Below are 21,482 nucleotides of genomic sequence, written 5' to 3' on the forward strand. Positions count from 1 at the left end.
GCAGACATGATCCTCTTCGAACCCTTCCACCTGCCGTTCATGGCCCGCGCGCTGGTCGAACTGGTCCTCCTCGGCGCGCTCGCGGGCACGGCCGGCGTGCTGGTGCTGCTGCGCCGGCTCGCCTTCGTCAGCGACACCCTGACGCACACCGTCTTCCCCGGTGTGGTCATCGGCCATCTCATGGCCGGGGACGACGGCATCTTCTGGGGCGCGCTGGCCGCGGGGGTCGTCACGGCCGTCCTGCTCACGCTGCTCACCCGGCGCCGCCGGGTGAGCGAGGACGCCGCGCTCGCCATGCTGCTGACCACGCTGTTCGCGGTCGGCGTCGTGATGGTGTCGCGGCAGACCGGCTTCACCGCCGACCTCACCGCGTTCCTGTTCGGACGGGTGCTGACGGTCACCGAGGCGCAACTCGCGCAGACCGCCGTCGTGACGGTCCTGGTCGTGGCGTTGCTGGCGGTGCTGCGGCGGCCGCTGCTGCTGCGGGCCTTCGACCCCGAGGGCGCCGAGGCGGCCGGTGTGCGCGTCGGCCTGCTCGACCTCGTGCTGAACGTCGCGGTCGCGCTGGTCGTCGTGGCCGCCGTCAAGGCGGTCGGCACGGTCCTCGTGATCGCGCTGCTCATCGTGCCGGCCGCGGCGGCGCGCAGCCTGTCGGACCGGCTCACGGTCATCGTGCCGCTGGCCTGCCTCGTCGGCGCGGCGGCCGGGTGGCTCGGGCTCGTCGTGAGCTACGAGGCGTCGATCGGGTACGGCGTCAGGCTCGCCTCCGGCGCGACCGTGGTGCTCGTGCTGGTGGCGATGTACGGCCTGGCCCACGCCGCCGCGTTCGTCCGCAGGAGGGCGGGCCTGACCCGGGCCCGCCGCCGTTCGGTCCTGGAGGCGGCGTGAACTGGCTCGACTCCACCGTCCACCGGGCCCTCGTCGAGGCCGTCCTGGTCGGCGCGCTGGGAGGGGTGGTCGGGGTCTTCGTGATCGCGCGGCGGCTGCCGTTCTTCACGATGGCCCTCACGCACGCGACGTTCCCCGGCATCGTCGTCGCCGCCCTGCTCGGGGTGAACCTCTATCTCGGCGGCGGGCTGTTCGGGCTGCTGGTGGTCGCCGCCGTCCTCGTCTTCGGCCGGGGCCGCGGGCAGGACTTCACCACGGCCACCGGCATCGCGCTGTCGGGCGGCTTCGCGCTCGGTGTGGTGCTGGTGTCCGCCCAGGACGGCTTCACCAAGGACCTCGCGGCCTACACGGTGGGCGACGTCCTCGCCGTCGGCACGGGCGACCTGGTGGCGACCGTCGTCGTCGCCGCAGGCGTGCTGCTCCTGCTCGCCCTGCTGGGCAAGGAACTGCTGCTCGCGGCGTTCGACCCGGTGGGGGCGGCGGCGCTCGGGCTGCCCACCGTGCTGCTGGACTTCGCGCTGCTCGCGGTCGTCGAGGTGACCGTCGTCGCCACCGTGCCCGCGCTGGGGACGATCCTCGCCGTGGCGCTGATCGTGGGCCCGGCCGCGACCGCCCGCCTGCTCACTGACAGGCTCGCGCCGCTGTTCCCGCTCGCCGCCGCGATCGGGGTCGCGTGCGCCCTCGCGGGCGTGTGGGTCTCCACGCGGTGGAACGTCGCGACCGGAGCCTCCATCGCCCTGTTCGTGGGCCTGGTGTTCGGGGCGGTCTTCCTCGGCACCGCCGTACGCGGCCGGGTCAGGCGGGCCGCGGTCGTCAGCGCTTGATCGTCAGGGCTTGATCGTCAGGGCTTGAGCAGCACCTTGATCGCGCCGTCCTCCTTCTTCTGGAAGATCTCGTAGCCGTGCGGGGCCTGGTCGAGCGGCAGCCGGTGGGTCGCCAGGTCCTCGACCCCCAGGGGGTCGCCGTCGCCGGTCAGGAGCGGCATGAGATCGTCCACCCACCGCTTGACGTGGGCCTGGCCCATCCTGAGCGTGATGCCCTTGTCGAACATCTGCAGCATGGGCATGGGGTCGGTCATCCCGCCGTACACGCCGCTGATCGAGATCGTGCCGCCGCGGCGTACGGTCTCGATGGCGTCTTGAAGGGCGGCCAGCCGGTCGAGGCCGGCGCGGGTCATCATGGCGGCGGCGGCCTTGTCGGGCAGCATCCCGGTGACCGTCTGGGCGAGCTTGCCCACGGTGTAGCCGTGCGCCTCCATGCCGACGGCGTCGATGACCGAGTCGGTGCCCCGGCCCCCGGTCATCGACCGGATCGCCTCGGGCACGTCGTCGATCTCGTTCCCGTCGATCACCTCGACGCCGTGCCGCCGGGCCATCTCCAGGCGTTCGGGGACGATGTCCACCCCGATCACCCGGTAGCCCCGGTGGCGCGCGATGCGGGCGGACATCTGCCCGATCGGCCCGAGGCCGAAGACGGCGACGCTGCCGCCGTCGGGCACCTCGGCCCACTCGACGGCCTGCCAGGAGGTGGGCAGCACGTCGGAGAGGTAGACGAACCTCTCGTCCGGCGGCCCCTCCGGCACCTTGATCGGCCCGAAGTGCGCCTGCGGGACGCGCAGGTATTCCGCCTGGCCGCCGGGCACCTCGCCGTACAGCTTCGTGTAGCCGAAGAGCGCGGCGCCGGTGTCGTACTCGCGGACCTGGGTGGTCTCACACTGGGCGTACAACGCGCGGTCGCACATGTAGCAGTGGCCGCACGAGATGTTGAACGGGATCACGACGCGGTCGCCCGGTCTGATGTGGGTGACCTCCGCGCCGACCTCCTCCACGATGCCCATCGGCTCGTGGCCGAGGACGTCGCCCTCGCCGATGAACGGGCCGAGCACCTCGTACAGGTGCAGGTCGGAGCCGCAGATCGCGGTCGTGGTGACCCGGATGATCGCGTCGGTGGGTTCCTTGATGGCCGGGTCGGGGACTTCCTCCACCCGTACGTCGCGCTTGCCGTGCCAGGTAACTGCCTTCATGGTTTCCCCTTCAGAAGGGCCGGGTGTCGCGATCGTTCCCGTATGCCCTACTTCTGGCGGGAGAAACGGTGTCCCTGTCTGTCAGAGGTGCAGCACGCCGCCCTGCTCGTCCACCTGGTCGGCGGCCTCGTCGTCGAACCACACGCCGCCGGTGGCGAGGTAGCGGAACCGGTGCGCGCCGGGCGGGAGGATCACCGACACGGTGCGGGTGCCGTTCCTGCGTCGCATCAGTTCGTGGCGGCCGGGCAGCCAGTCGTTGAAGTCGCCCACCACGCTGACCGTCCCCGAGGGCTCGTCAATGGGCAGGGTAAAGGTGACTCGGGTCTTCTGCCCGAACAACCTGGTGCGCTTGAGCATGCCGCATAGCCTGGCGTATCGCCCCTAAAGGAAGAAACAAGTACACGCAGGACGTAACACAATATTCACGGCCTTTTCAGGGCGCGTGCCCGACTCCGCAGAGGAACCACGTGGGCAGGTGACGGCGGGCCTGCCGGGCGAGCAGGTTCTCGTCGTCGGGCCGCCAGTCGTCCAGCGGGACGAGGCCTGGTTCGACGAGGTGGAACCCGTCGAACAGCTCCTGGATCTGCTCGCGGCTCCGCAGCGTGACACCGGTGCTGGCCTGCCGGTAGACGGCCGCCCCCTCGCGGGCGTCGCCGGCCCGTTCCTCGTCGGTGACGTGGGACAGCACGAGGTGGCTCCCGGGGGCGACGGAGTCCCTGAGGCGGGCCACGAGCTCGGCCGGCTTGTCGTCGTCGGAGAGGAAGTGCACCACGGCCACGAGCAGGATGGCGACCGGCTCCGCGGGGTCGATCAGCGATCGCAGCTCCGGATCGGCCAGGATCTCCTCGGGGCGCCGCAGGTCCCCCTGCACGGTGACGGTGGCGGCGGCGGTGCCCGACAGCAGGGCCCGGGAGTGCGCGAGCACGACCGGGTCGTTGTCCACGTACGCCACCCGGACGCCGGGGTCCAGCTCGTGCGCCACCTCGTGGACGCTGCCCTCGGCCGGCAGTCCGGTGCCGATGTCCACGAACTGCCGGATCCCGGCCTCGGCCACCAGGTAACGGACGGCCCGGCGGAGGAAGGCGCGGTTGCGGCGGGCCAGCGCGGGGGCCTCGGGCGCGACCTTCATGACCCGTTCCGCGGCTTCCCGGTCGGCCGCGAAATTGTCCTTTCCGCCGAGAAAGTAGTTGTACATGCGCGCGGGATTGGGGACGCGCGCATCGATACCGGGTGGCGGCGCGTCATCAGCCACGCAACATCTCCTCACTCACGGTAGTAAAGAGGACTAGGTGCGAGCATAAGGGCCGCTGGGGAAAAACCCAACGAAGAACGCCATAAGTCTGTGACTCCATCTATGGCCCTACACAGGGCCTAGGACCATCGCCCGATGTGGAGGCGCAGCTCGGAGATCTATAACGGGACACATGTACGCCGTTCGACTTCACGCCTTTGGTCCCGCCGAGAATCTCGTCTACGAGGAGGTGGAGGATCCCCAGCCGGGGCCCGGCCAGGTCCGCGTGGCCGTACGGGCTGCGGGAGTGCACCTCGTCGACACCACCTTGCGGGCCGGGAAGTACGCCGGCGGCCCGATCCCCGTCCCCGACCTGCCCACGATCCCCGGCCGGGAGGTCGCCGGGGTCGTCGACGCCGTCGGCCCCGGGGCCGATCCCGGCCTGGTCGGCAGGCGGGTGGTGACCCACCTCGGCATGGCCCCCGGCGGCTACGCCGAACTGGCCGTGCGGGACGCCTCGGCGATCCACGAGATCCCTGACGGCCTGGGATACGGCGAGGCGGTGGCGATGATCGGCACCGGCCGGACCACCATGGGCATCCTCGACGTCGCGGAGATCCGGCCGGACGACGTCGTCGTGGTGACGGCGGCGGCCGGAGGCATCGGCAACCTGCTCGTGCAGGCGGCGGTGCGGGCCGGGGCCACGGTCGTGGGGCTCGCCGGCGGTGGGGAGAAGACCCGCCGGGTGCTCGCGCTGGGCGCGCACCACGCCGTGGACTACGCCGCTTCCGGCTGGCCCGGCGAGGTGCGGGCGCTCCTCGGCGACCGGGAGGTCACGCTGGCGCTCGACGGCGTCGGCGGGGACCTCGGCCGCGCGACCCTGGAACTGCTCGGCGTCGGCGGCAGGATCGTGCTGTTCGGCTGGGCGGACGCCGAGGGCGGCCCGACCGCGCTGACCACGGAGGACCTGTACGCGCGCGGCATCACCGCGGCGGTGGCGGTCGGCCCGCGCGTGCTGAAGCGGCCGGGCGGCCTGCGGGGCCTGGAGGAGCGGGCGCTGGCGGCCGCGGGGTCGGGCGCGCTGGTCCCGCTGGTGCAGAGCTTCCCGCTCAAGGACGCCGCCGCCGCGCACGCCGCGCTGGAGACCCGCGCGACCACGGGCAAGGTGGTGCTCGTTCCCTAGGCGACCAGCACGGGGTGGGGGAGCACCGAGGTGTGGCAGTAGCCGAGGTCGTTCCAGGGGGTGGCGTCCGGCTGGGAGCGGCCGTGCTCGTCGGTGGCCCGCACCCGCACGACGTGCGCCCCGGGGGTGGGGTCCCAGAGGAACCGCCAGCGGGTCCAGACGCCCGCGAGGTCCGGCCCGTCGAGGGCGGCGGGCCGCCAGGGGCCGTCGTCGATCCGGTAGCCGACGGCGGCCACGCGGTCCTCTCCGGCGTACGCCCGGCCGCGGATCGTCTGCGGGCCGGGACGCAGCCGCGCGGGCCAGGGCAGCTCGACCAGGCTCGCGACCGGCGTGGAGGCGATGGGCACGGCCGGACGGCCGGGGGCGACGATCACGTAGTCCTCGGTGTTCCACGGGACGTGCAGCGGCCGGTCGGACACCTCGATTCGGCCCACCCACTTGACGCTCGCCGCGCCGAGCCAGCCGGAGACCAGCACGCGGGCGGGGAAGCCGTGGTCGGGCGGCAGGATCTCGCCGTTCATGGCGAGCACGAGCAGGGTGTCGGGGGCCAGGGCCTTGGCGAGGGGCATCGGGCGGCGCCCGCGCGCCTCGTCGAGCCCTTCCGGCATCACCTCGACGGCGGCGTCCGTGAGGCCCGCGGGTTCGAGCAGGTCGCGCAGCGGGATCCCGGTCCACTCGGCGGTCGCGATCGCGCCCCTGCCCCATTGCACTCCGCCGAAGCGGTGGCCGTGCTCGGCGCCGAAGAGGGCGCGCCGGTTGCCCGCGCACTCCAGGGTGCGGACGACGGACACGAGCGGGAACCGGCGCCACAGGTCGTCATAGGTGTAGCGGACGGTGCGGCGTACACCGCCGCCCTCGACGCACAGCGTCCAGGTTCTCGCGTCGAGACGGGGGGTCGGGGCGTGGTTGCGGACGAAGAAGCGGTCGAGGGGCGTGAGCAGGCCCGGCAGGCGGTCGGGCCGGGTGCCGTAGTCGAGGCCGGTTCCGGCGTCCTCCATGAGGGCGGCGATCGTCGGCTTCACCACCGCCGTGCGGATGTCGCGTGTCGTACGCATCGGCCCTTCCCCTCCGGACCGACGCGGTGACGGCGGTCAGCCCAGGTCGTGGCTCGCCCTCCGGGCCTGACGCTGCGCCCAGGACGCGAGGCGTGACCAGCGCCGGGCCGCGACCAGGCGGCTGGCGACGCGTGCGTTGTCGGCCTCGCGGTGCAACTCGGTGACGCGCTCGGTGGCCATGGAGTAGTCGTAGAACATCATTACCGTCCAGGTCTCCGTTGTAACTGTCTTAAATTTCTTAGGCAGTTACAAAGGTACGGCAAAGGGGCGTGACTGGTCAAGCTCGTTTGACCGGTTACAGCGCCCTGGCTCGCTGGGCGGCGTACGCGTCGACCACGGTCTCGAGGAGGCCGGGGAAGAGCGCGTCGAGGTCCTCCTGGCGCAGCGAGCTCATCTTCGATGTCCCCCGGTAGACCTGCCTGATCACGCCCGCCTCGCGGAGCACCCGGAAGTGATGGGTGGTCGTCGACTTGCTGACCGCGAGGTCGATCGCCGAGCAGGAGGACTCGCCGCCGGCGGCCAGGAAGCACACCACCTGGAGGCGTACGGGATCGGACAGTGCGTGCAGCACGCCCTCCAGCCGGATCTCGGACCGGTCCGGATGGTCGAGCGTCCGGGGCTGACGGGCCATCGGGCCTCCCTTATACGAGAGTCTTCGTAGTTTGACAGATTGCGTACTACGGCAGCTATCGTACAAGGGTCCCGACGAGAGGAGCGCGGCGTGAGCGCGTTGTTCGAGCCCCTGACCCTGCGCAACCTGACCATTCCCAACCGCGCGTGGATGTCGCCGATGTGCCAGTACAGCGCGGCCGTGGAGGGGCCTGAGCAGGGCGTGCCCACCGACTGGCACCTCACCCACCTCGGCTCCCGGGCGGTGGGCGGAGCCGGTCTGATCATGGTGGAGGTCACCGCCGTGTCCCCCGAGGGCCGGATCAGCCCCGCCGACCTCGGGCTGTGGAACGAGCGCCAACAAGAACAGTTCGGCCGCATCGCCCGGTTCCTCGCCGAGCACGGCGCGGTGCCCGGCATCCAAATCGGGCACGCCGGGCGCAAGGCGTCCACCGACCGGCCGTGGCGCGGCGGCGCGCCGGTCGGCCCCGAGGACCACGGATGGCGGCCGGTCGCGCCCAGCCCGATTCCGTTCGACGAGGGCCACCCGGTGCCGGACGAGTTGAGCGAGGCGGACATCCGGCGGCTGGTCGGCGACTTCGCCGCGGCCGCGCGCCGCGCGCTCGCGGCCGGCTTCCAGGTGGTGGAGATCCACGGCGGCCACGGCTACCTGATCCACGAGTTCCTGTCGCCGTTCAGCAACCGGCGCACCGACGCGTACGGCGGCTCCTTCGCCGGTCGCGCCCGCTTCGCGCTGGAGGTGGTCGACGCGGTGCGCGCCGAGTGGCCGGACGAGCTGCCGGTGTTCTTCCGGGTCTCGGCCACCGACTGGCTGAGCGAGAACCCCGAGGACCCCCGCGAGGGCTGGACGGCCGACGACACCGTGAGGCTGGTCAAGGAACTGCTCGCCCACGGGGTGGACCTGCTCGACGTCTCGACGGGCGGCATCGCGCCGGGGGCCCGGATCCCCCTGGAGCCGGGCTACCAGGTGCCGTTCGCGGCCCGGGTGAAGGCGGAGACCGACCTGCCCACGTCGGCCGTCGGCCTCATCACCGAGCCGCGCCAGGCGGAGGAGATCATCGCCTCTGGGCGGGCCGACGCGGTCATGCTCGGCCGTGAGCTGCTGCGCACCCCCTACTGGCCGAACCTGGCGGCGCGGGAGCTCGGCGCGCGTGAGCGCCGGCCCGACCAGTACCACCGTGCGGTCTGAGCGCTGTCAGCCGGTCCCGTCGTCGATCCCGGGGTCGTGTGCTTCCGGATCCCTGGCGAGGACCGACCGGCCGCCGTCCACGGGGACCGTCGCCCCGCTGACGAAGCTCGCGCCGTCCGACAGCAGGTAGACGATCACGTCGGCCACCTCGCCGGCCCCGGCCACCCGCCCCAGCGGGTGCAGCTCGGCCATCTGCGCCTCCACGCGCGCGGCGGCGGCCGGTTCCAGCGAGGCCAGGAACGACGCGTAGCGCTCGGTGGCGACCGATCCGGGCGCGACGGCGTTCACGCGGATCCCGCGCGGGCCGTACTCGACCGCGAGCGCCCGGGTCAGGCCCTCGATGGCCGCCTTGGCCGTCACGTACGGGGTGCAGCCGGGCACCGCCCGCCGGGCCTGGTGGGAGGTGACGTTGACGATCGCGCCCCCCGGCCGGGCACGCGCCGTGCCCGCCGCGAGGAACCGGCGGACGGCGGTCGCGCATCCCGCGAGCGCGCAGCCGAGGTTGGCGGTGACGAGCCCGAGCACCTCGCTCGCGGGCGCGGAGTGCACGGACGCGTCCCGGAAGACGGCGGCGTTGTTGACCCATCCGGTGAGCGTCCCCGCTGACTCCGCCAGATCGGCGGCCCGCTCGGTCACCGCCTCGTCGCCCGCGTCGCCCGTCACCGCGAGCACCCTGGGGTCGTCGCGGGCCCAGCCGAGCGCGGCGGGGTCGAGCTCGATCGCCACGACGGCGGCCGTGGCGGCGTCGCCGAGCAGCCGTTCCACCACCGCTCTCCCGATCCCGCGTCCTCCTCCGGTCACGACGTACGAGTGATTGGCCATGATTCGACCCTAAACGGATCATTCGCCGTACGGACCTGGGTAGGGGTGGCCCTATGGCAGAGATCGGTTTCACTTTGATGTGCGAGCAGACACCCGCCAAGGAGCTGGTGGAGGACGCGGTCACCGCCGAGCGAGTGGGCTTCGACTACGCGGTCATCTCCGACCACTACTTCCCGTGGCTGGAGGAGATGGGCCACTCTCCGTACGCCTGGTCGGTGCTGGGCGCGGCGGCGCAGGCCACCGAACGGCTGCCGCTGATGACCTACGTGACGTGCCCGATCATGCGCTACCACCCGGCGGTGGTGGCGCAGAAGGCGGCCACGATGGGAGTGCTCAGCGACGGCAGGTTCACCCTCGGCGTGGGCGCGGGCGAGAACCTGAACGAGCACGTGGTGGGGCACGGCTGGCCGCCGGTCAACACCCGGCACGAGATGTTCCGCGAGGCCATCGAGGTCATCAAGGAGCTCTTCCAGGGCGGTTACCGCAACTACCGCGGCGAGTACTTCGACATCGACTCGGCCCGGCTGTTCGACCTGCCGGAGCGGCCGGTGCCCATCGCGGTCGCCGCGTCCGGCGAGCAGTCGGTGGACATCGCGGCCGAGCTCGGCGACGGCCTCGTGGCGACCGACCCGGACGGCTCGCTGGTGGAGAAGTTCGCCGCGTCCGGCGGCGAGGGCAAGCCCGTCTACGGCCAGCTGGCCGTCTGCTACGACCCCGACAAGGACGCCGCGGTCGAGCGGGCGCACCGCCTGTGGCGCTGGTCGGTGGCCGGCTGGAAGGTCATGTCGGAGCTGCCCGCGCCGGTGAACTTCGCGGCCGCGACCGAGACCGTGCGGCCGGAGGACGTGGCCGAGAAGGTGCCCTGCGGCGCGGACGTCGGTGCCGTGGTCGAGGCCGTGCGGCAGTACACCGAGGCCGGCTTCACCCACCTCGCGCTCGTGCAGGTCGGACGGGAGCGCCAGCGGGAGTTCTTCGAGTGGTCGGAGAAGGAGCTCCTCCCCGCGCTGCGCGACCTGTAGGACGCGACGCGTATGATCACCGTCGGCACGCGGATGGGAGGAACCGATGCCCGAACGCACGCAGACGGTGACGGCCGCGGACGGCGGCTTCGACCTGCGCCTGTGGATCCCGGAACGGGGGAGCGGCCCGGGGCTGCTGCTGATCCCGGAGATCTGGGGCGTGAGCGACTACATCAGGGCGGTCGCCGCCGATCTCGCCGGGCTCGGTTACGTCGTCGGTGTGCCGGACCTGTTCTGGCGGCTGCGGCCCGGCTGGGCGGCCGCCCACGACGAGGAGGGGCTGCGCGCCTCGCTGGAGCTGTCGGCGGATCTGGACCCCGAGAAGGCCGCGGACGACTGCGCGGCCGCGCTGGCCGCGCTCGCGGCCCGGCCCGAGGTGACGGGCGGGACCGGCGCGCTCGGCTTCTGCCTCGGCGGCTCGCTGGCCTACGCGGTCGCGGCCGGCGCCGGCGGGAGCGGCCTGTCGGCCGTGGTGTCCTTCTACGGCTCGGCCGTGCCGGACGCGCCGCAACTGATGGACGACATCCGCTGCCCGATCCAGTTCCACTTCGGCGGCCGGGACCCCTACATCCCCCGCGACAGGGTGGCGGTCGTGGAGGAGGCGGCGGCCGGACGGCCGAACGTGGAGGTCCACGTGCAGGAGGACGCCGGCCACGCCTTCCACAACTTCTTCGCGCCGATGTTCCACAACCCGGAGGCGGGCCGTACGGCGTGGGGGCTGGCCATGGACTTCCTGCGCCGTCACCTCCCGGCGGTCTGAGCCTCCCGCCTCCAGGGGAGCGCGGGCAGCCCGCACCGCACCCGCAGGACCATCCAGAAGGCCGGGGCGAGCAGCAGCACGGCGAGCAGAGCCCAGACGGTCTGGGCGTTGCCGACGCCGAACATCTTCAGCGCCGAGGCGAGCAGCACGAACGCCAGGACGCGGCGGATGAGCCCGCCGGGGGCGCGCGAGGAGATCCGCGAGCCGAGGTAGACGCCGGGGATGGAGCCCACCAGCAGCGCGAGCGTGACCGACAGCGTGAACTCGCCGAACAGCAGGTGCCCGAGCGCGGCCGACATCACGAGCGGCACGGCCTGGACCAGGTCGGTCCCGACGAGCTGGTTGGCCTTCAACGCGGGGTAGAGCGCCAGCAGGGCCACGATGATGAGTGATCCGGAGCCGACCGAGGTGATGCCGACCACCAGCCCGCCGACGGCCCCCACCAGTGCGGTCGGCAGCGGCCGTACGGTGACGGAGGGCATCTCGGTCGCGGCCGGCTCGCCGGGGGCGGCGGTGCGGCGGCCGGTCTCGGGGGTCCGGCCCTCGGCGCGGTCGCGCATCGCGAGGTAGCCGCGCACGGCCAGGCCGCCCGCCGCGATGAGCAGGGCGATGCCGAGACCCTTCTGGATCACCTCCTGCACGGCCTCGCCCTTGCCCAGGGCGCGGGCGATGAGCACTCCGCAGAACGCCGCGGGGACCGAGCCCGCGCACAGCCAGGCGACGAGCTTCAGGTTGACCGTCCCCCGGCGCAGGTGCACGAGGCTGCCCACCGGTTTCATGACGGCGGCGGCGACGAGGTCGCTGGAGACGGCGGCGAGGGGCGGCACGCCGAAGAACGTCACGAGCATGGGCGTCATCAGGGCGCCGCCGCCCATCCCGGTCAGGCCGACGACGACGGCGACCAGGAATGAGCCGATCGCCATGGTGTAGTCGAAATGCACCCGCTAACCCTACCTAACCCATCGGAATTATGGATACCCCCTTCTTGTGGTGAACCTTTCTCGCTGAACCGGTTCGGCCGATCTGTCGCGGCGTACCCCGCGGCGGGCCGGTCACCCGTGCCTGGCTGCGTTTTCTCGCCATGATCGGGACTCCGGGAGGTCGCGGAGGGATCGCATCGCTGATCACCCGTTGACGTGGTGGTCACGCACCCAATACCTTTGCCGGGCCTTATCCGGTTAAGTGACATGTTCGTCAGGCACAAGGCGGGAGTCAGCGTGGTCGAGTGGCCGGGGATGCGGCGATGACCGTCCTCGCGGTGGACATCGGCGGCACGAAGTTCGCCGCCGCGGCCGTCGCGCCCGACGGTGAGATGCTGGCCCGCGCCGAGGTGCCGCTGCGCGGCCCGGGGTCGGCAGACCGGACGCTCTCCGAGGTCGTGGAACGGATCACCGAGTGCGTGCCGCCCGCTCGCCTCGACGGGATCGGGGTGGGCTCGGCCGGGCCGCTGGACCCCCGCCGGGGCACCGTCAGCCCGGTGAACATCCCCGCCTGGCGCGAGTTCCCGCTGGTGGACGCGCTCGGCGAGGTGCTGCCCGGCCGGCCCGTACGGCTCGCGGGCGACGCCCAGTGCATGGCGCTCGGGGAGTGGTGGCGCGGCCTGACCGAGGACGGCGCGGCGCGGAGCCGGGCCATGCTCGGCATGGTGGTCTCCACCGGCGTCGGCGGGGGCTTCGTCCTCGACGGCGTGCCGTACGTCGGCCCGACCGGCAACGCCGGGCACATCGGCCACATCACGGTCGATCCCGGCGGCGAGCCGTGCCCCTGCGGGGGTGCCGGCTGCGTCGAGACCATCGCGAGCGGGCCCGGCATGGTCCGCTGGGCCACCGCGAACGGCTGGACCGGTGAGGACGCGCGGGCGCTGGCCGCCGACGCCCGGGCCGGGCATCCCACCGCCGCACGCGCCTTCCGGCGCGCGGCCGACGCGCTGGCCACCGCCGTGCTCACGGCGTCCGCCCTGTTCGACCTCGACCACGTCGTCATCGGAGGGGGCGTGGCCGCGGCGGGGCCGATCCTGTTCGACCCGCTCAGGCAGGCGATCGAGAGGAACGCCGGGCTCGGCTTCCTGCGGCGCCTGCGGGTGGACCCGACCTCCCTGGGCCGCGACGCCGGGCTGTTCGGCGCCGCCGCCCTCGTCCTGTTGCAGGACGACGACCCGGGCACCTGACCGGCCCGGGCCTCCCCGACCACAAGGAGCGTCGATGAGAGGACTGCGTACGGCTGCCGCGCTGGCGGCCGTGCTCGCGGGGCTGACTGCCGCGCCGGCCACGGCGAGCGCCGCGACCGGGGATGCCGGCTTCGTGAAGCGCGCGGGCGCCCACCTCGTGCTGGACGGCAAGCCCTTCCGCTTCGCCGGGGCCAACAACTACTACCTGATGTACAAGTCATACGCGATGGTGGACGACGTGTTCGCCCGCGCGAAGGCCGCCGACCTGTCCGTGATCCGCAACTGGGGATCGCTGGACATCGGCGGCCAGGACGGGTCCGACTCCATCCAGGGCAAGGCGGACGGCGTCTACTTCCAGTACTGGAACGGGACCAGGCCCGCCTACAACGACGGGGCGGACGGTCTGGAGCACCTCGACTACGTGCTGTGGAAGGCCAGGCAGTCCGGGATCAAGCTGGTCATCCCGTTCGTCAACAACTGGAACGCCTACGGCGGCATGGACCAGTACGTCCGCTGGGCCAAGGGCCGATATCACGACGACTTCTACACGAACCCGACGATCAAGGGCTGGTTCAAGGACTGGATCAGCCACCTGCTCAACCGGGTCAACACGCTGACCGGCGTCGCCTACAAGGACGACCCCACGATCATGGCCTGGGAGCTGGCCAACGAACCCCGGTGCAAGGGGTCGGGCAACTACCCGGCCTCGCCCGGCTGCACCACGGCCACCGTCACGGCCTGGGCCGACGAGATGTCGCGGCACATCAAGTCGGTGGACGCCAGGCACCTGGTGGGCGCGGGTGACGAGGGCTTCTACTGCACCGATCCCGGCGGTTCCGACTGGACCGACAACTGCGGCGAGGGCGTGGACACCGTCGCGCTGGCCAGGCTGCCGAAGATGGACCTGATGTCCCTGCACCTCTATCCGGACGGATGGGGCAAGGACGCCGCCTGGGGCACGACCTGGGGCACGACCTGGATCGACAAGCACCTCGCCGACGGCCGCAGGATCGGCAAGCCGGTGATGCTCGGCGAGTTCGGCCTGCTGAGCAAGGCCGAGCGCAACCCCGTCTACCGGGAGTGGACGGACGCGTTCGTGTCCGGCGGCGGCGCGGGCTTCCTGTACTGGCTGATCGCGGGCACCCAGGACGACGGCACGCTCTATCCCGACTACGACGGCTTCACCGTCTACTGTCCCAGCCCGGTGTGCACGACGATCACCAACGCCTCGGCGACGATCCGCGGCAGGCTGCCGCTCTTCCCGCCGGTGGCCGACGACGACACGGCCGTCACGACCTCCGGCACGCCGGTCACGGTGGACGCCACCGCCAACGACATCGCCTACCTCGCCAGGATCAGGCCGGAGACGCTCGACCTCGACCCGGCCGCGGCGGGCCGCCAGGCGAGCCTGACCGTGACCGGCGGCACGTTCACCGCCGACGCCTCGGGGAAGGTCGCCTTCACCCCCGCGGACGGCTTCAGCGGGCGGGCCACGGCGACCTACCGGGTGCGCGACAGCCTGCTGCGGTGGTCCGGCACCGCCACGATCACGGTGACCGTCAAGCCCGACCCGGGCGCGGCGATCCGGCTGTTCTCCTTCGAGGACGGCGTGCAGGGCTGGGCGCCCGGCAACTGGCAGAGCGACGCCGGCACGGTGGCCCAGTCCTCCGAGTGGGCCACCGACGGCACGCACGGCCTGCGGGTGGACGCGACCGGCGGCGGCTGGTTCGGCGCGGCCTTCCCCGAGCCCGTCGACCTGTCGGCCAAGGGCACGCTGAAGTACGACATCAAGACGGGGGCCGCGGGCACCTCGACCAGCGTGGCGCTGCAGACCGGCTCCGGCTGGGCCTGGTGCCAGTCCACCTGGGGCTGGCAGAACCAGGACGCCACGGGAACGGTCGAGATCGACCTCGCCTCGGCGATGTCCTGCACGACCGAGGACCTCAAGGACGTGCGCGGCATGTTCGTCTGGGTGAGCCCCGGCACCTTCCACATCGACGACATCAGGGCCGAGTAGGAGGCAGGCGGAGCAGGAGCGCGGGCCGGTCCTGACCCCCGGCCCGCGCCCGCTTCCCGGCCGCCGCGGGCCGGAACACCAACCCCGGCCCGCGACGTTGGGGAGTTCCGTCACGGCTGACGGAGGAGACGCGATGACCGCCACCATGCGCGCAGTTGTCCTGAAGGAACCCGGCCCGGTGGAGAACCTCACCATCGAGGAACTGCCGGTCCCGGAGCCCCCGCCCGGCTGGGTGCGGATCAAGGTGAGGGCGTTCGGGCTCAACCGCTCGGAGCTGCACACCCGGCTCGGCCTGGCCGAGGGGGTGACCTTTCCCCGGGTGCCCGGCATCGAGTGCGTGGGCACGGTGGACGCCGACCCGTCCGGCGAGCTGGTCCCCGGGCAGCAGGTCGCCGCGATACTCGGCGGCATGGGCCGCACCTTCGACGGGGGCTACGCCGAGTACACCGTCGTGCCGCGCACCCAGATCATCCCGTTCCGCTCCGATCTGCCGTGGGAGGTGCTGGGGGCGGTCCCGGAGACCCTGCAGACGGCCTACGGATCGCTCACCGTCGGCCTCGACCTGCGGGCCGGCCAGTCCCTGTTGATCCGCGGCGGCACCTCGGCCCTCGGCGTGGTCACCGCCGTGCTGGCCAAGCAGATGGGCGCGACCGTGCTGGCGACCACCCGCCGCGAGGACCGTACGGCCGCGCTGGCGGAGATCGGCGTCGACCATCCGATCGTGGACACGGGCACGGTGGCCGAACAGGTGCGCCGGATCGTCCCCGAGGGCGTGGACGCCGCGCTCGAACTCGTCGGCACGCCCACCCTGCCGGACACGCTGGCCGCCACCCGCGTCCACGGCACGGTCTGCTTCGCCGGAATGCTGTCCAACCAGTGGATCGTCCGCGACTTCTACCCGATCGGCTACATCCCCACCGGCGTACGGCTGACGGGGTACAGCGGGACGAGCGGGAACCTGCCGCCCGAGGTCCTGCAGGACTATCTCGACGGGCTCGCCGACGGCCGGATCGAGGTGCCCGCGCCCACGGTGTACGCGCTGGACGACATCCGCCGGGCGCACGCGGACATGGAACACGACCAGGTCATCGGCAAGATCGTCATTCTGCCGATTTTGGGGCAAAGGTAGTCTGGAGGGACGAACAGGAATCGGGGGATGCGGCCATGACGGGAACGCACGCGTGAAAGGCGCCACCGGTTCGGCCGACCCCCGGCACGGGACGACAGGGCTGTCTCCCGGCCTCGTCGCGGCGCTGCTCGAAGGCAGCGGCGAGGGCATCGTGCTGTGCGACGCGGACGGCGTCGTGGCCCTGGCCAACGCGGCGGCGGTCCGCCTGGTGCCGCGGATCGAGCCTGGCCTCCCCGCGCCCGCGCCGCTCGACTCCGTCCCGTCCGCCCCCGAAGGCGGGACCGTGATCCACGGCGGCCGGGCGATCCGGATTCACGCGGAGCCGGTCGGCGAGGGCCGGCTCGCCTGGTACCTCACCGACCTGAACGCGGCGCGGCGCACCGAGTTCCTGCTGGAGGCCGCCCGCCGCCTGTCCGCCTCGCTCAACCCGCATCGGTGCGCCCGGGCCGCGGCGGAGCTGGGCGCCGACTTCCTGTCCGACGTGGCGATCGTGCTGCTGCCGCCCACCTCCCGCCGCCGGGTGGAGTGGGTGCGCGCCGTCTCCGGCCGGTACGGCCCGGAGGAGGGCGCCCTGCCGGCCGCCGCGGCGGCGGAGGTGCCCGGCCTGACCGACGCGTTCGCGGGCCTGCGGCACGGCGCCGCAGGACAGCAGGATCCGGGCGGCGCGCCGGACTGGCTGCTGCCGGAGGGGCTCGGCCCGGCGGGCCACCTGCTGGTGCTCCCGCTGCCCGGCAACGGCGTGTCCGCCGGGGCGATCGCGCTCGCCCGCAGGGCGGGACGGCCGCCGTTCGACGACGACGACCACCTGATGGCGCGCGACCTCGCGGTCCGGGCCGGCGCCGCGATCTCGGCGGCCGCCCTGTTCCGGGAGCAGAGCACGATCAACGCCATCCTGACCGGCGATCTGCTGCCGCCCGAGCTGCCGGAGATCGAGGGCATGCGGCTGGCCGGCCGGCTGCGGGCATCACAGCAGGCGGGCGCCATCGGCGGCGACTTCTACGACGTCTACCTGCCCGACGCGGCGTCCGACGACAGCGGGATCGTCGAACGGCCGCCGCTGGTCATCCTGGGCGACGTCTGCGGCAAGGGCGCCCGCGCGGCGGTCCTGGCCGGTCAGGTCCGGCACAGCCTGCGTACGCTGCTGCTGCTGGAAAGCCGTCCCGACCGGCTGCTCGAACTGCTCAACCGGTCGCTGCTCGCCTCCCCGTCGCCGAACTCCTACGTCACGATGATCCTCGCGGCGCTGCGGACCGCACCCGGCGATCACGTGCTGGTGGACCTGGCCGTGGCCGGGCACCCGGCGCCGCTGGTCCTGCGCCGGGACGGCACGGTCGAGGAGGTCGCCGTCCGGGGTTCCATCCTCGGCGCGTTGAAGAAGATCACCCTGCGGCCCGTCACGCTCGACCTGGCGCCCGGCGAGGTGTGCCTGCTGTACAGCGACGGCATCACCGAGGCGTTCGGCGGCCCGAGCGGCCGGGAGATGTTCGGTGAGGAACGGCTGAAGGAGGCGCTGGCGACCTGCCCGGGAATGCCGGTCGAGGCCCTGGTGGAGCGGCTGGAGCAGCTCAGCACCGAGTGGCTCGGCGGCGGCGGTCCTGGCGGCGGGCAGCAGGACGACCGCGCCCTGCTCGCCGTACGCGCGGGGGCGGGACGGACGGAGACATCATGGTGACGCCGGACCTGGAGGCCGTCACCGGGCGCTACCTGGACCTGATCGGCCGGGCCGACGAATACGGGGCGGTCGACCTGGTCCTGGGCCTGATCGACGAGGGCGTCCCCGCCGAGGACGTGCTTCTGCGGGTCGTCGCCCCCGGCCAGCGCCGGGTGGGCGAGCTGTGGGCGTCGAACGAGTGGTCGGTGGCGCGCGAGCACGCGGCGACCGCGGTCAGCGAGCGCGTCGTGGCCGCGGTCAGCGGGCGCGTGCGGCCTGCGGCGACCCGCGGCCGGGTGGCCGTGGCCTGCGCCGACGGCGAGTATCACGCGCTGCCCACCCGCATCATGGCGGAGGTGCTGCGCCTGCGGGGATGGCAAATCGACTTCCTGGGGGCCAGCGTGCCCGGCCCGCACCTGATCACGCACCTGCACCAGACCGGGCCCGACGTGGTCGCGCTCGGCTGCATGCTGCCGACCCGGCTGCCCCGCGCGCACGCCACCATCGCCGCCTGCCAGGCCGTGGGCATCCCCGTGCTGGCCGGTGGGGCCGGGTTCGGCGCCGACGGCCGCTTCGCCCGCCTGCTCGGCGCGGACGCCTGGGCGCCCACCGCCGACGCGGCGGCCGACCGGCTCGCCGCGGGGCTGCCGTCCTTCCCCACCGCCCACGACGGCCCCGGCGAGGCCGAGGCCGATCTCGGCGGCGAGGAGTACGCGTACCTGACCCGGCACCGCGCCGACCTGGTGGCCCGCGTCATGGACAGGCTGAAGGAGGCGTACGCCCCGATGGGGGACTACAGCGCGCGGCAACTCGAGCACACCGCCGAGGATCTCGGTCACATCGCCGACTTCCTGATCGCCGGGACGTACGTCCACGACGCCGCGCTGTTCACCGATTTCGTCACCTGGACCTGCCAGGTGCTGGCGGCCAGGAAGGTGCCCGCGGAGTCCGTCGTGCTCGGGCTGGGTGCTTTCCGTGATGCACTGACGGACTGCCCCCACGCCCGGGCGCTGCTGACCGAGGGCGTCGCCGCGGCACAGACGTGCTGTGCGGATCATCGAACAGAGACGAGCGTCTGATGCAGGACACCCCGTTGCAGGTCGAGTCGCTCACTCCCGAACCCGGCGCGGCGCGCCTGGTGATGACCGGTGAGCTCGACTTCACCACCGCGGGCGACGCGTCCGCCGAGGTGACCAGGACGCTCGCCGGAGGCGTCGACGTGCTCGAACTCGACCTGGCGGGGCTGAAGTTCATCGACTCGTCGGGCATGGCGGTCGTGATGAACGCCTACAGCGACGCGGAGGAGCGCGGGACGGCCTTCCGGATCGTCGCCCTCACCCCCTACCTGCGCCATCTGATCGAGGTCGTCGCCCTCGACGACGTGCTGGGCCTCCCCGCGTGATTTCCCTGCCCCGCTGAGACAATGTGCGGGTGAGCAGGCGTGCCGTCGCCGTCCGGGTCGAGGGGATCGTGCAGGGGGTCGGCTTCCGGCCCTTCGTGTACGGCCTCGCCACGCGGCTCGGCCTCGCCGGGCTCGTCGGCAACGACGAGCGCGGAGTCTTCATCGAGGTCGAGGGCGGCAGCGCGCTGGTCGAGGAGTTCCTCGCCGCGCTGACCGGCGACCCGCCGCCGCTGGCGGTCATCGAACGGATCAGCACGGGCCCCGCGCCCGTCACCGGCCGCAGGACCTTCGAGATCGCGCCGAGCGTGGCCGGCGGGGACCGGCACGCGCTCGTCCCGCCGGACGTCGCGACCTGCGACGCCTGCCTGCGCGACCTGACCGACCCGGCCGACCGCAGGTGGGGCTACGCCTTCACCAACTGCACCGGCTGCGGCCCGCGCTTCACCATCGTCCGCGACGTGCCCTACGACCGGGCCAACACCACCATGGCGGCCTTCCCGATGTGCGCGGACTGCGCCCGGGAATACCACGACCCCGCCGACCGGCGCTTCCACGCCCAGCCCGTGTGCTGCCCCGCCTGCGGGCCCCGGCTGCGCCTCGCCGGTTCCGCCGGTTCGGAAGGCGCCGGCGACCCGCTGGAGCGGGCCGTGCAGGCGCTGCGGGAAGGCGGCGTGCTGGCGGTCAAGGGACTCGGCGGCTACCACCTGGCGGCGCTCGCGGCGGACGAGCCCGCCGTGGCGGCGCTGCGGTCGCGCAAGCACCGCGAGGACAAGCCCTTCGCGGTGATGGCGGGCGACCCGGCCGCGGCCCGGCGGCTGTGCGTGGTGGACCCGGCCGAGGAGCGCCTGCTGACCGGTCCCGCCCGCCCTGTCGTGCTGCTGCGGCGCCTGCCGGACGCGCCCGTCGCGCCGTCCGTCGCGCCCGGCAACCGGTGGCTGGGCGTGCTGCTGCCCTACACCCCGCTCCACCACCTGCTGCTCCGCGCGCTGGGCGAGCCCATCGTGCTGACCAGCGGAAACGTGTCCGACGAGCCGATCGCCTACCGGGACGACGAGGCCCTGGAACGGCTCGGCGGCATCGCCGACGCCTTCCTCGCCCACGACCGCCCCATCCACATCCGTACGGACGACTCGGTCGTACGGATCTTCCGGGGCCGCGACCTGCCGATCAGACGGTCGCGGGGATACGTGCCCCACCCGCTGCCGCTCGCCCGGGCGGCGCCCCGGCCCGTGCTCGCGTGCGGCGCGGAGCTGAAGCACACGTTCTGCCTGGTCGAGGAGGACCGTGCGTTCGTCTCCCACCACATCGGCGACCTGGAGAACTACGAGACCCTGCGGTCGTTCACCGAGGGCGTCGAGCACTTCCGGAGGCTGTTCGACATCACGCCCGAGGTGGTCGCCCACGACCTGCACCCCGAATATCTGTCCACGAAGTGGGCCCTCGACATGCCGGACCGGGAGGACGTGGACCTGATCGGCGTGCAGCACCACCACGCCCACATCGCCTCCTGCCTGGCCGACAACGGCGCCGCGGGGCCGGTCGCAGGGGTGGCCTTCGACGGCCTCGGCTACGGCTCGGACGGCACGTTGTGGGGCGGCGAGTTCCTCATCGCCGATCTGGCCGGCTTCGAACGGGCGGGCCACCTGACGCCGGTGCCGATGCCCGGGGGCGCGACCGCGATCCGGCAGCCGTGGCGCATGGCGGCCGCCTACCTCGATCTCGCCTACGACGGCGACGTCCCGGAGGACCTGGACGTCGTACGCCGCAACGCCGGGCAGTGGGCGGCCGTCGTCGCGCTGGCCCGCCGGGGCGGCAACGCGCCCCTCACCTCCAGCATGGGCCGCCTGTTCGACGCGGTGGCGGCGGTCGCGGGGGTCCGCGACGCGATCACCTACGAGGGCCAGGCCGCGGTCGAGTTCGAGCAGCTCGCCGACCCCGCGGTGGACGGCGCCTATCCCTGCGGCGTCCTTCCCGCGGGCACGCGGTTCGCCGTGCCGGGCGTGGAGCTGGTCCGCGCGGTCGCCGACGACCTTCGCGCCGGTGTGCCGTGCGACGTCGTCGCCGCGCGGTTCCACAACGCCGTGGCCCGCGTCGTCGCCGACGGATGCGCCCTGATCAGGGAGGCACGCGGCCTGTCCACGGTCGCGTTGTCCGGCGGCGTGTTCCAGAACCTGCTGCTGCTCGGCCGGGCCGTGACCCTCCTGGAGGAGCGCGGCTTCACGGTGCTCACCCACCACCGCGTCCCCCCGAACGACGGCGGCGTCAGCCTCGGCCAGGCCGCCGTCGCCGCCGCTCTCGACCGCGGAGATCCCTGAA

The 21,482-nt window shown here is 72.9% G+C and carries 21 protein-coding genes; 13 read left to right on the forward strand and 8 right to left on the reverse strand.

Annotated elements, in window-relative coordinates; translation table 11 throughout:
• Positions 1-6: 6 nt before the first annotated feature.
• A complete protein-coding gene (locus tag ABZ860_RS03725; RefSeq protein ID WP_357214525.1) occupies positions 7-888 on the forward strand; it encodes a metal ABC transporter permease in 882 nt (293 codons plus the stop codon).
• A complete protein-coding gene (locus tag ABZ860_RS03730) occupies positions 885-1,712 on the forward strand; it encodes a metal ABC transporter permease (protein WP_357214527.1) in 828 nt (275 codons plus the stop codon). The genes ABZ860_RS03725 and ABZ860_RS03730 overlap by 4 nt, the downstream gene beginning before the upstream one ends.
• A 17-nt stretch (positions 1,713-1,729) precedes the next feature.
• Here the strand turns inward: ABZ860_RS03730 and ABZ860_RS03735 are convergent, their stop codons facing one another.
• From ABZ860_RS03735 to ABZ860_RS03745, 3 genes are all read right to left on the reverse strand, one after another.
• Positions 1,730-2,911, reverse strand: coding sequence for a zinc-dependent alcohol dehydrogenase (locus ABZ860_RS03735; protein WP_357214529.1), 1,182 nt, complete (start codon positions 2,909-2,911; stop codon positions 1,730-1,732).
• Positions 2,912-2,992: 81 nt separating this feature from the next.
• Positions 2,993-3,268: an isoamylase early set domain-containing protein gene (locus ABZ860_RS03740; protein WP_357214531.1), complete on the reverse strand. Its 276-nt coding sequence runs from the start codon at positions 3,266-3,268 to the stop codon at positions 2,993-2,995.
• Positions 3,269-3,344: 76 nt separating this feature from the next.
• Complete coding sequence (locus ABZ860_RS03745) at positions 3,345-4,163, reverse strand: SAM-dependent methyltransferase (protein ID WP_357214534.1); 819 nt, start codon at positions 4,161-4,163, stop codon at positions 3,345-3,347.
• Between the two features lie 172 nt (positions 4,164-4,335).
• Here ABZ860_RS03745 and ABZ860_RS03750 point away from each other — a divergent pair, with 172 nt between their 5' ends.
• Entirely contained in the window at positions 4,336-5,325 is a 990-nt protein-coding gene (locus ABZ860_RS03750; protein ID WP_357214537.1) for a zinc-binding dehydrogenase, read from the forward strand.
• Here ABZ860_RS03750 and ABZ860_RS03755 read toward each other — a convergent pair.
• The 3 genes from ABZ860_RS03755 to ABZ860_RS03765 form a co-directional block, all read right to left on the reverse strand.
• On the reverse strand, positions 5,322-6,380 hold the full coding sequence (locus tag ABZ860_RS03755) for a sulfite oxidase (protein ID WP_357214539.1): 1,059 nt from the start codon (positions 6,378-6,380) through the stop codon (positions 5,322-5,324). The two genes, ABZ860_RS03750 and ABZ860_RS03755, sit on opposite strands and share 4 nt — an antisense overlap.
• 36 nt (positions 6,381-6,416) lie before the next feature.
• Complete coding sequence (locus ABZ860_RS03760; RefSeq protein ID WP_357214542.1) at positions 6,417-6,581, reverse strand: hypothetical protein; 165 nt, start codon at positions 6,579-6,581, stop codon at positions 6,417-6,419.
• 94 nt (positions 6,582-6,675) lie between these two features.
• Positions 6,676-7,011, reverse strand: a complete 336-nt coding sequence (locus tag ABZ860_RS03765) for a helix-turn-helix domain-containing protein (protein ID WP_357214545.1) — start codon at positions 7,009-7,011, stop codon at positions 6,676-6,678.
• A 90-nt stretch (positions 7,012-7,101) separates the two neighbouring features.
• Here ABZ860_RS03765 and ABZ860_RS03770 point away from each other — a divergent pair, with 90 nt between their 5' ends.
• Entirely contained in the window at positions 7,102-8,199 is a 1,098-nt protein-coding gene (locus ABZ860_RS03770) for an NADH:flavin oxidoreductase/NADH oxidase (RefSeq protein ID WP_357214547.1), read from the forward strand.
• A 6-nt stretch (positions 8,200-8,205) separates the two neighbouring features.
• Here the strand turns inward: ABZ860_RS03770 and ABZ860_RS03775 are convergent, their stop codons facing one another.
• The gene (locus tag ABZ860_RS03775; RefSeq protein WP_357214549.1) at positions 8,206-9,021 is read right to left on the reverse strand and encodes an SDR family oxidoreductase; all 816 of its coding nucleotides are present in this window, start codon (positions 9,019-9,021) and stop codon (positions 8,206-8,208) included.
• A 53-nt stretch (positions 9,022-9,074) separates the two neighbouring features.
• Between ABZ860_RS03775 and ABZ860_RS03780 the strand changes: the two genes are divergently transcribed.
• Both ABZ860_RS03780 and ABZ860_RS03785 read left to right on the forward strand, forming a co-directional pair.
• Complete coding sequence (locus ABZ860_RS03780; RefSeq protein WP_139579940.1) at positions 9,075-10,040, forward strand: LLM class F420-dependent oxidoreductase; 966 nt, start codon at positions 9,075-9,077, stop codon at positions 10,038-10,040.
• Between the two features lie 46 nt (positions 10,041-10,086).
• A complete protein-coding gene (locus tag ABZ860_RS03785; RefSeq protein WP_357214554.1) occupies positions 10,087-10,800 on the forward strand; it encodes a dienelactone hydrolase family protein in 714 nt (237 codons plus the stop codon).
• Here ABZ860_RS03785 and ABZ860_RS03790 read toward each other — a convergent pair.
• Positions 10,782-11,741 carry a sulfite exporter TauE/SafE family protein gene (locus tag ABZ860_RS03790; RefSeq protein WP_357214556.1) on the reverse strand — a complete coding sequence of 320 codons (960 nt, stop codon included), beginning with the start codon at positions 11,739-11,741 and terminating at the stop codon, positions 10,782-10,784. The two genes, ABZ860_RS03785 and ABZ860_RS03790, sit on opposite strands and share 19 nt — an antisense overlap.
• 302 nt (positions 11,742-12,043) lie before the next feature.
• On the opposite strand from ABZ860_RS03790, the gene ABZ860_RS03795 reads away from it, so the two are divergent.
• The 7 genes from ABZ860_RS03795 to hypF all read left to right on the forward strand — a co-directional run bounded on the left by ABZ860_RS03795 (position 12,044) and on the right by hypF (position 21,481).
• On the forward strand, positions 12,044-12,967 hold the full coding sequence (locus ABZ860_RS03795) for an ROK family protein (protein WP_357214558.1): 924 nt from the start codon (positions 12,044-12,046) through the stop codon (positions 12,965-12,967).
• A 34-nt stretch (positions 12,968-13,001) separates the two neighbouring features.
• Positions 13,002-14,984 carry a cellulase family glycosylhydrolase gene (locus tag ABZ860_RS03800; protein ID WP_357214561.1) on the forward strand — a complete coding sequence of 661 codons (1,983 nt, stop codon included), beginning with the start codon at positions 13,002-13,004 and terminating at the stop codon, positions 14,982-14,984.
• A 133-nt stretch (positions 14,985-15,117) separates the two neighbouring features.
• Positions 15,118-16,113 (forward strand): zinc-binding dehydrogenase, encoded by a 996-nt coding sequence (locus tag ABZ860_RS03805; RefSeq protein ID WP_357214563.1) that lies wholly within the window; start codon positions 15,118-15,120, stop codon positions 16,111-16,113.
• A gap of 52 nt (positions 16,114-16,165) precedes the next feature.
• Complete coding sequence (locus ABZ860_RS03810) at positions 16,166-17,785, forward strand: PP2C family protein-serine/threonine phosphatase (protein WP_357214566.1); 1,620 nt, start codon at positions 16,166-16,168, stop codon at positions 17,783-17,785.
• Positions 17,779-18,843, forward strand: coding sequence for a cobalamin-dependent protein (locus ABZ860_RS03815; RefSeq protein ID WP_357214568.1), 1,065 nt, complete (start codon positions 17,779-17,781; stop codon positions 18,841-18,843). The genes ABZ860_RS03810 and ABZ860_RS03815 overlap by 7 nt, the downstream gene beginning before the upstream one ends.
• On the forward strand, positions 18,843-19,166 hold the full coding sequence (locus ABZ860_RS03820) for an STAS domain-containing protein (protein WP_357214571.1): 324 nt from the start codon (positions 18,843-18,845) through the stop codon (positions 19,164-19,166). Before ABZ860_RS03815 ends, ABZ860_RS03820 begins: the two co-directional genes overlap by 1 nt.
• 29 nt (positions 19,167-19,195) lie before the next feature.
• Positions 19,196-21,481 (forward strand): carbamoyltransferase HypF, encoded by a 2,286-nt coding sequence (hypF, locus tag ABZ860_RS03825; RefSeq protein WP_357214574.1) that lies wholly within the window; start codon positions 19,196-19,198, stop codon positions 21,479-21,481.
• The last annotated feature ends 1 nt before the right edge of the window (position 21,482 follow it).

Origin of the sequence: Microbispora sp. NPDC046973, from assembly GCF_040644495.1 — a bacterium.
GTDB lineage: Bacteria > Actinomycetota > Actinomycetes > Streptosporangiales > Streptosporangiaceae > Microbispora.

Excerpts from the sequence above, each read along its gene's own strand:
- ABZ860_RS03725 (WP_357214525.1), top strand. The coding sequence starts at position 7 with ATGATCCTCTTCGAACCCTTCCACCTGCCGTTCATGGCCCGCGCGCTG.
- ABZ860_RS03795 (WP_357214558.1), top strand. The coding sequence starts at position 12,044 with ATGACCGTCCTCGCGGTGGACATCGGCGGCACGAAGTTCGCCGCCGCG.
- ABZ860_RS03760 (WP_357214542.1), bottom strand. The coding sequence starts at position 6,581 with ATGATGTTCTACGACTACTCCATGGCCACCGAGCGCGTCACCGAGTTG.
- ABZ860_RS03775 (WP_357214549.1), bottom strand. The coding sequence starts at position 9,021 with ATGGCCAATCACTCGTACGTCGTGACCGGAGGAGGACGCGGGATCGGG.
- ABZ860_RS03755 (WP_357214539.1), bottom strand. The coding sequence starts at position 6,380 with ATGCGTACGACACGCGACATCCGCACGGCGGTGGTGAAGCCGACGATC.
- ABZ860_RS03765 (WP_357214545.1), bottom strand. The coding sequence starts at position 7,011 with ATGGCCCGTCAGCCCCGGACGCTCGACCATCCGGACCGGTCCGAGATC.
- ABZ860_RS03800 (WP_357214561.1), top strand. The coding sequence starts at position 13,002 with ATGAGAGGACTGCGTACGGCTGCCGCGCTGGCGGCCGTGCTCGCGGGG.
- ABZ860_RS03815 (WP_357214568.1), top strand. The coding sequence starts at position 17,779 with ATGGTGACGCCGGACCTGGAGGCCGTCACCGGGCGCTACCTGGACCTG.
- ABZ860_RS03750 (WP_357214537.1), top strand. The coding sequence starts at position 4,336 with ATGTACGCCGTTCGACTTCACGCCTTTGGTCCCGCCGAGAATCTCGTC.
- ABZ860_RS03820 (WP_357214571.1), top strand. The coding sequence starts at position 18,843 with ATGCAGGACACCCCGTTGCAGGTCGAGTCGCTCACTCCCGAACCCGGC.
- ABZ860_RS03805 (WP_357214563.1), top strand. The coding sequence starts at position 15,118 with ATGACCGCCACCATGCGCGCAGTTGTCCTGAAGGAACCCGGCCCGGTG.
- ABZ860_RS03740 (WP_357214531.1), bottom strand. The coding sequence starts at position 3,268 with ATGCTCAAGCGCACCAGGTTGTTCGGGCAGAAGACCCGAGTCACCTTT.
- ABZ860_RS03735 (WP_357214529.1), bottom strand. The coding sequence starts at position 2,911 with ATGAAGGCAGTTACCTGGCACGGCAAGCGCGACGTACGGGTGGAGGAA.
- ABZ860_RS03785 (WP_357214554.1), top strand. The coding sequence starts at position 10,087 with ATGCCCGAACGCACGCAGACGGTGACGGCCGCGGACGGCGGCTTCGAC.
- ABZ860_RS03780 (WP_139579940.1), top strand. The coding sequence starts at position 9,075 with ATGGCAGAGATCGGTTTCACTTTGATGTGCGAGCAGACACCCGCCAAG.